6 protein-coding genes and 1 pseudogene are annotated in these 7,098 nt (G+C 65.1%); 5 read left to right on the top strand and 2 right to left on the bottom strand.

What is annotated here, in order from left to right; translation table 11 throughout:
* A pseudogene (locus HCR68_RS14380) lies at positions 1 to 127 on the top strand (IS630 family transposase); the annotation flags it as partial.
* Between the two features lie 360 nt (positions 128 to 487).
* Entirely contained in the window at positions 488 to 637 is a 150-nt protein-coding gene (locus tag HCR68_RS14560; protein ID WP_347878337.1) for a hypothetical protein, read from the top strand.
* Between the two features lie 73 nt (positions 638 to 710).
* Here the strand turns inward: HCR68_RS14560 and HCR68_RS13565 are convergent, their stop codons facing one another.
* Together HCR68_RS13565 and HCR68_RS13560 are read right to left on the bottom strand one after the other, a co-directional pair.
* The gene (locus HCR68_RS13565) at positions 711 to 1,415 is read right to left on the bottom strand and encodes a response regulator transcription factor (RefSeq protein WP_167150346.1); all 705 of its coding nucleotides are present in this window, start codon (positions 1,413 to 1,415) and stop codon (positions 711 to 713) included.
* 11 nt (positions 1,416 to 1,426) lie between these two features.
* On the bottom strand, positions 1,427 to 2,806 hold the full coding sequence (locus HCR68_RS13560) for a histidine kinase (protein WP_167150344.1): 1,380 nt from the start codon (positions 2,804 to 2,806) through the stop codon (positions 1,427 to 1,429).
* 148 nt (positions 2,807 to 2,954) lie between these two features.
* On the opposite strand from HCR68_RS13560, the gene cas7u reads away from it, so the two are divergent.
* From cas7u to cas3u, 3 genes are read left to right on the top strand one after another with little or no spacing between them, the layout of a single operon-like run.
* On the top strand, positions 2,955 to 4,142 hold the full coding sequence (gene cas7u, locus HCR68_RS13555) for a type I-U CRISPR-associated RAMP protein Csb1/Cas7u (RefSeq protein WP_167150342.1): 1,188 nt from the start codon (positions 2,955 to 2,957) through the stop codon (positions 4,140 to 4,142).
* Positions 4,142 to 5,713: a type I-U CRISPR-associated protein Csb2 gene (csb2, locus tag HCR68_RS13550; RefSeq protein ID WP_167150340.1), complete on the top strand. Its 1,572-nt coding sequence runs from the start codon at positions 4,142 to 4,144 to the stop codon at positions 5,711 to 5,713. The genes cas7u and csb2 overlap by 1 nt, the downstream gene beginning before the upstream one ends.
* Positions 5,710 to 6,984, top strand: a complete 1,275-nt coding sequence (cas3u, locus tag HCR68_RS13545) for a type I-U CRISPR-associated helicase/endonuclease Cas3 (RefSeq protein ID WP_167150338.1) — start codon at positions 5,710 to 5,712, stop codon at positions 6,982 to 6,984. Before csb2 ends, cas3u begins: the two co-directional genes overlap by 4 nt.
* Positions 6,985 to 7,098 lie beyond the last annotated feature (114 nt).

Genomic DNA, 7,098 nt, shown 5'->3' with positions numbered 1-7,098 from the left:
AACGCCAAGATCCGCGCCTTCATCAACGGCTGGAACCAACGCTGCCACCCATTGGCCTGGACCAAGACCCCCGACGAGATCCTCACCAAATGCCAACCAAAAACAAACTAACGACACGCGACACTAGAAGGAACAGTCCTGGTATCGAGGCTTCTCCTCCGCCCATCACTGCGTAGGCTCCCGCCGTCGCCAGTAGCCCGAGTAGCAGTAGTACGGAGCGCTTGAGCTTGAGGACGAAGGGGAGCATGATGGCTCCTCCGATCGCATACGAGCGCAGGACCTCACTGGGGTAGAGAATGGAGTTGAGCGCCCCGATCGCCAGGAGCACCGTCAGACGGCGCAGCAGGGTCTTCCAGGCAGGGTCGCCCCGGCGGGATGCGGAGTCAATGATGAACCCCATGCTCATTCCGAACATGAAGCAGAAAATTGGGACAAAACGGGTCGACACCAGGTAGTACAGAGCGTTCTCAACCAAAGGGATCTGCCGATGAAGCTGAACCTCAGCGTTCTGGCCCAGGTTCATGATGTCGGCGGCGTTGACCAGGAGAATGCCCATGACGGCGAAGCCGCGCAAGGAGTCGAGGAAATGGAAACGAACGTTGGTGCGCATGGGAAGGACCGTAGAGCCCAGCGATGATCATCGTGACTGGTGAAGGCTCGTTTCCAACCGAGGTTGGAAGGTGGCGAGCTGATATCCAACCGGGGGATGCTCAGTCAGGTCGAGGCTCCTCACCCACACGTACGAGCCCGCTCTCGTAGGCCAGCACAATGAGCTGGGCGCGGTCGCGCAGCTCCAGCTTGTGCAGGATCCGGTTGAGATGGGACTTGACCGTCGACTCGGCCAGGACGAGGTGCTGCGCGATCTCGGTATTGCTCATGGCGCGTCCCACCAGCGTGGCGATCTCCTTCTCCCGCTCGGACAGAGCATCAATGGCACCCGCGTATGCCGGATCTGTCCTGCGCTCCAAGGATCCGGCCGGGCCGGTGGGAGCGAACCACCGCTTCAGCAGCCGGCGCGTGGCCGACGGCGCCACCACCGAGTCCCCACGGGCCACGGCGCGGATCCCTGCCAGCAGCTCGGGCGCCGTCGTGTCCTTGAGGAGGAAGCCCGAGGCCCCGGCACGCATTGCTGCCACGAGGTAGTCGTCCAGGTCGAAGGTGGTCAGGATGAGCACCTTGAGCTCGGGGTGGGTTCCCAGAACCGCGCGGGTGGCTGCGATGCCATCCAACGTGGGCATCCTGATATCCATGAGAACGATATCGGGATGGGTGGCCTTCACCATGGACAGCGCACTGACTCCGTCGGCGGCCTGACCGACGACAATCATGTCCTTTTGAGCATCAAGAATCATACGGAAGCCGGAGCGGACCAGGTCCTGGTCGTCCACCAGTGCAATACGCAGAGGTCGGTTCATACCGGTTCACCTCACGGGTTCTCGAATGTCGGCCGCGCGGCCTCAGAGGGAATACGGGCGCGCACGATGAATCCTCCATCGGGGCCGGTGCCCGCGTCCAGGACTCCGCCGACCGCCGCCAGACGCTGTCGCAGGTTCGCCAGCCCCTGGCCCCCACCGGCGTCTGCTAGCGCCGACTCGTCGGAGAGGCGGTTGCCGGCCGCCGAAGAGACCCCGGTGCCGGCGGAGTCGGGGTGATCGGCGACGGTCAGGATGATCTCGTCGCGAGCCTTGTTATCGCGGTACTCCAGCCTCACCTCGACCGTGGCCGCCTCGCTGTGCTTGAGCACGTTGGTCAGGGACTCCTGCGCCGTCCGGTAGAGGGCGAGCTGCGCCTGCGCCCCGAGAACATCGCGGCTTTTCTCGGGTCCGCTGTCCTTCAGCAAATCATCGAGTCGATCATCCACCCACAGGGTGATCGGCAGATCGGTCGCGCGGACATCGTCGATGAGTTCGGGAAGATCAGCGATCCTCGGCACCGGACGCAACGGCGCCTCGGCCACCGGGGAGGCAGGCCGAGAATCGTCGGAGGCGGAATGACCCGCCGCGTTCAGTGGCGCCGCCGGTGGCGGGGGAGAGGCCAGAGAACGGGTCAGGCCGCGGGTGTCCGCCAGGGCAGAGCGTGCAGTCGCCAGGATCTGCCCGAGTGCCTGAGTCGCCTGCTCCAGTCGTTCGTCGAGCGGGACCTCAAGGTCCTCAGCGTCGTCCTCGGAACCGGCCGCCAGGTAGTGACCCGCCTCGGCCTGCACCGCGATCAGCGCCAGGGCGTGTCCGACGACGTCGTGAACCTCCCGGGCGATCTCGTTACGCAGCGCGGCATCGTGCGCCACCTGCCGCTGCTCCTGCGCGGCCAGGCGGCTGGCCCGCAGCTGGCGACGCTGCGTGACGAACCTGCCCAGGCCCCAGGAGACGGCAGCGACGCACAGCGCGACGAAGGAGACCTGCATCATGTCCCGGGCCCACAGGGAGAGCGGGACAACCCCCAGCTCATCGCGGTTCCAGTCCCAGGCGCCCAGCGCGGACCCGCCGACGACGGCTGCGATCCACACGGGTGTGAGCTCCCGCCTGCCCCGCCGGCCCACGGCGTACAGGGACACGACAACCGCCAGGTCCGCGGGAAGCGGGGAATCGACGACACCGAGCTGCAGCGCGCACAGCGAAGCATGGACACCAAGAACGGCGTCAGGGCGCTCACGGCGCCACCTCAGCACGATGATCGCCAGCGCGGCGCCGGCCGTGACGCCCCAGGATCTCGTGACTGCCCAGGTCCCCAGGATCGAGACGCATGCCAGCACGGCTGCGCCCAGGACCTGCGCGCAGCGGATCACGACGCCTTTGATCTGCCCGAGCATGTGCCCACTATGTCAGAGAGCGCAGGCCGGTAACGAGCGGAGGGTAACGATTCCATAATGCAACGTCGTCCCGTCATTCATGTCGTAGGCCGGGTGTAGATATGGAGGTGTAGGCCAGACAGACCTACCTCAACGAGGAGTTATTCGTATGTCAACAATTAGTCTTCAGCACCTGCTCGAGGCCTGCCGCCCGGGTGGCGCGAGCGTCCTGACCTCGGTCACCCCCTTGGAACCGGCGGCAGGCCCCCATGCCTCGGTCGCTCCGGCGAAGTTTGTCTCCGGAAGCAAGTCAGTGTTCGCCTATGAGCGACGCTTCTGGGAGGGTGAGGCGGTCACGGCCGTCCTCATCGACTCCAAGCAGTCCCAGAACAACAGGCTCGAGGCCGCCGTGTCGGCCGCTATCGCCGACGAGGATCCCGTGCTGGCCCGTACCCCGCGCATTGAGGTGAGATTCGAGGACGGCCAGGTCTACAGCGACATCGACTTGCCGCACCGGGCTTTCGACGGGCAGATCCGCGCTGGCACCATCAACGGGGAACCGGCAACTGATGCCTGGGAGTACAAGAACCTGCGTAATGCCACCGTGTCCCATGCACGTCCGTTGCTGGAGCACAGCCCCATGACGCTCCTGCTCGGCGGCTGGGACGCCAGCCGCAAGAGCCATCAGGGACGCTACCGCAGTATTCTCGTCGGCGAGATCATCGGCATCCTCACCGATCAGGAGGGGGATCCGGAGACAAACCAGTCCAGGCGCGGAGGGGCACGGATTGATCCCGTGGGGATGCGGATTGACCTGGGAGAGAAGGAGCGCAAGGTGATCGCCGACGCCCAGAAGCGCGAGCTGTCGGCTGCTACTCATAAGAGCGCCTCCGGCAAGGCGGGAAAATCATCCACACTGGGGCTCGGTGGTATCCCACCGTCATTGGAGCAGCTCGGTGGTGTCACCTGCCAGGCGATCATCCGCTCACATGTGCTCAGTTTCGCAGCCCTTCGGGCTCTGCGCTTCGACTCTCCGACACCGGAGGGCGACGTCGCCTGCCGAGCGCTGCTGGCCGCACTGGCTCTTAACGGCCTGGCTCGCTCTGACGCCGAACTCCTCCTACGGGCCAGCTGCGACCTGGTAGAGGCCGGCCCCGCAGTCGTCACCCTGGACAAGCGTTACGGGCAGAAGGAGAACTTCGAGCCGCTCAGCATCGATCAGTCCCAGGAGCTTCTGAGCGCCGCCATTGACAATGCGACTCAGACCGCGAATGTGGTCTGGGACGGCTCAGTACTCATCGTTGAGGGTAATCAGGCGATTCTCGCCGCTGCGGCTGATGACGCGCAGGATGACTGATGACCCCCGTCAGCATTACCGCCCGCTTCCTGCTCGGCGTCTACCACGGGCACGCTGCGGACGGCAGTCCCGATCCTTTCCCATCTCCTGCACGGCTGTTGTCCGCCTTGGTGAGCGTGGCCCACACCGGGACCGCAGCGGAGCCTGACGGCCGGCCGGGTCCCAAGGTTGAGGAGGCACTGACCTGGTTGGAGGAACATCCTCCCAACGGCCTGCACGTCCCGAACATGGTCCAGGTCCAGTCGGGCACCACAATCGCCTATCGGCGAACCGGCACGATCGAGAAGTCACAGCCCAAGACCGCCGCCAAGGCCACCTCCGACGGCTACGCGCTCAACGGCGTGATCAGCTGGCTCTGGGACGACATGCCCGATGACGTCCGAGATATTCTCGCCCAGCTGTGTGAGGACGTGCCGTGCTTGGGTGAGATGGACAGCCCCGTGGTCATGAGTACCGAGGAAACTGAAGCGAACTGGCGGCTCGACCCTGCCGCAACCGCCTTCACACCAGGAGGTCTGCGTGTGCAGGTTGCCGCACCCGGAAGAGTTCATGAGCTCCGCACCCTGCACTCCCAGTCCAGACCTTCCAAGCCTCCGACGGAATTGGCGGATAGGTTCCATCCTGGCAGTGACACCGTCAACGTCTTTCCGACCTCTGAGGAGGGCCTTCGGGTCGCCAGGTACGAAGCTGTGAACCCGTCGAGACAGGACGACGGCGATCGTTCGCCCTGGCGCACTGTCCTGGTCCTTCTGGCCGACGACGGAACTAGACGGCCCTTTTCTCCGCAACGCCGGGTGAGTTGGTGCGTCGCCCTCCACAAGGCCCTCGTATCCCGCATTGGCAATGGGGCTCCTCCTGTCGTCACCGGCCGCTACCCGAAGGACTCGGTGGCGCCGGCCAACCATCTGGCCATCCAGTACGTTCCCGCCTCTGTTCTTGCCCAGTCAGCAGTGGAGGCGGTATCCGGTGCTCCGGGCGCCTTCCTCATTATGCTGCCCTCCGATATCAGCGATGACGACCAGGCGGTCGTTCTCAGTTACTTGGTCGGCATGACCCGGTTGCGCTCTCGCTGGGCCGAGGCTCGTCTTCGCCCAGTGGGGGAGGTCGTTGAGACAAGGACGTTCTGGCGTCCGCCTGCGCAGGGAACGCAGCGCCTGTGGTCCCCGACGCCGGTGGCCGTGCCGGAGGTGACCCGCCAGCGGGGAGAGTGGACCTTTGAGGACGCGATCCTCCTGTCCCTGGGATTCGTGTGGCGTGATCACCTCGATGCGGTGTCTAAAGACCCGACCAGAGGTGCACAGGCCTATCGCTCATTAGTGGCCCGGGTACGCGAACGCAGGGCCGGGGTGATGTGGCACCACCGCGTCACGAGGAATCCGAGCTCCTACGCCCACAAGATGCAGCAGGGCATGACTGCTCAGCCCTACACCGCGCTTATCAGCGCCGGAGACCTGATGGCGGATACCGAGCTGGTCGCCGTCGGACAGAGCCGGCACCTGGGTGGGGGACTCCTGGTGCCGGCCGATCTGCCAGCCGAGCTCGCACAGAGCGTCGTCGGGAGACAAGCATGATCACTATCGAGGACTTCGGAGACTTCTTCGAGGCGATCCATGGTCCTGGGAGGCGGCCCTTCATCTGGCAGGAGGAGCTGCTGAGACGCCTGGTGGAGAGGGGCACCTGGCCAGAGCAGATCATCGCGCCGACTGGCGCCGGCAAGTCATCGGTGGTGGAGATACATGTCTTCGCCGTCGCACTCTTCGCGGTCGGCGCGGCCCAGCGCCTGCCCCGAAGGCTGGCCGTGGTGGTCAACCGCAGGGCGCTGACCGATTCGCACGCAGATCGGGCCGCAAGAATCCAACGTCTGCTGGAGAACCCGCCTGAGGGTGATCGGATCCTCTGTCGTGTACGAGAGGCTCTTGTCAGCCTACATGTCGCGGACACTGCGGACCGATCTCCCTTGGTTCTCACCACGATGCGTGGGGCGGCGGCCACCGACCGGGCCTGGCTCAATGCTCCGGAGGCCTGCGCGGTGCTGTGCATGACGCCGGCGATGTGGGCATCGAGCCTGCTGTTCCGCTCTTACGGCGCATCCCGGTTCGCCCGTCCCAGACTGGCGGGGATGCTGGCTCTAGACGCCGCCGTGGTGGTCGATGAGGCGCACTTGAGCCGTCAGATCCTCGTCACCGCCCGGCGGGTGGGGCAGTTGTGCGCTCGAAGCGCGCAGAGGCTCGGAGTCCCGGCGCTCCAGACTGTGGAGATGACGGCCACGCCCTCGGGTACGGCGACGCCCTCGGGTGAGGTGACGGACGTCGTCGGCGTCACTCGGGATTCTCTGGTACTCGACCCGCAGCTGGCCTCTCGTGTCCAGACGGCCAAGTCTGCTTGTTACGTGGGGACGACCGCGTGGCCGAAGAACGGGAAGATGACACCCAAGTACCGAGATGAGGTCGTGGCGCAGGTACTGGCCGCTGTCGAGGATGCGCGTGAGTTCGTCCCTGACGGTCCTCGCACGGTGGGCTGCGTCCTCAACCGTGTGGACAGCGCGGTGCAGGTCGTGAAGGCACTCCGCGAGAAGGGACTGAACTGCCGACTATGGGTGGGGCGCATGCGACCCTGGGACCTGGAAGATTTGCGGAGGAAGGAACCTGGCCTCTTCGACTCCTCAGGGGAGCCAGGCGTCGACGTCCTCGTGGCCACTCAGACCATTGAGGTAGGAGTCGACCTGGACCTGGTGCACATGGTGACTGAGCTCGCTTCCGGCAGCGCTCTGGCCCAGCGGGCCGGCCGTGTCAACCGACTGGGGCTGCGTGACCGAGGACAGTTTGAATCGCCCCGGGTTTGATGGAGGCAGTGATGACACGGAAGGATCACTGTCATGGGACAGAAGAAGTACCCCGATGAGCTGCGCGAGCGAGCCACGAGGATGACCTTGGAGGCACTGGCCGACCCGGCGCGG

It is taken from the genome of Actinomyces sp. ZJ308 (genome assembly GCF_011752065.1).
GTDB lineage: Bacteria > Actinomycetota > Actinomycetes > Actinomycetales > Actinomycetaceae > Actinomyces.
The sequence above is the reverse complement of the archived record's forward strand: the minus strand, read 5'-3'. Positions and strand labels throughout refer to the sequence as shown.

Bases quoted from the DNA above. Each gene is read 5' to 3' on its own strand.
- HCR68_RS14560 (WP_347878337.1), top strand. From the start codon at position 488: ATGAAGCTGAACCTCAGCGTTCTGGCCCAGGTTCATGATGTCGGCGGC.
- HCR68_RS13565 (WP_167150346.1), bottom strand. From the start codon at position 1,415: ATGAACCGACCTCTGCGTATTGCACTGGTGGACGACCAGGACCTGGTC.
- HCR68_RS13560 (WP_167150344.1), bottom strand. From the start codon at position 2,806: ATGCTCGGGCAGATCAAAGGCGTCGTGATCCGCTGCGCGCAGGTCCTG.
- cas7u (WP_167150342.1), top strand. From the start codon at position 2,955: ATGTCAACAATTAGTCTTCAGCACCTGCTCGAGGCCTGCCGCCCGGGT.
- csb2 (WP_167150340.1), top strand. From the start codon at position 4,142: ATGACCCCCGTCAGCATTACCGCCCGCTTCCTGCTCGGCGTCTACCAC.
- cas3u (WP_167150338.1), top strand. From the start codon at position 5,710: ATGATCACTATCGAGGACTTCGGAGACTTCTTCGAGGCGATCCATGGT.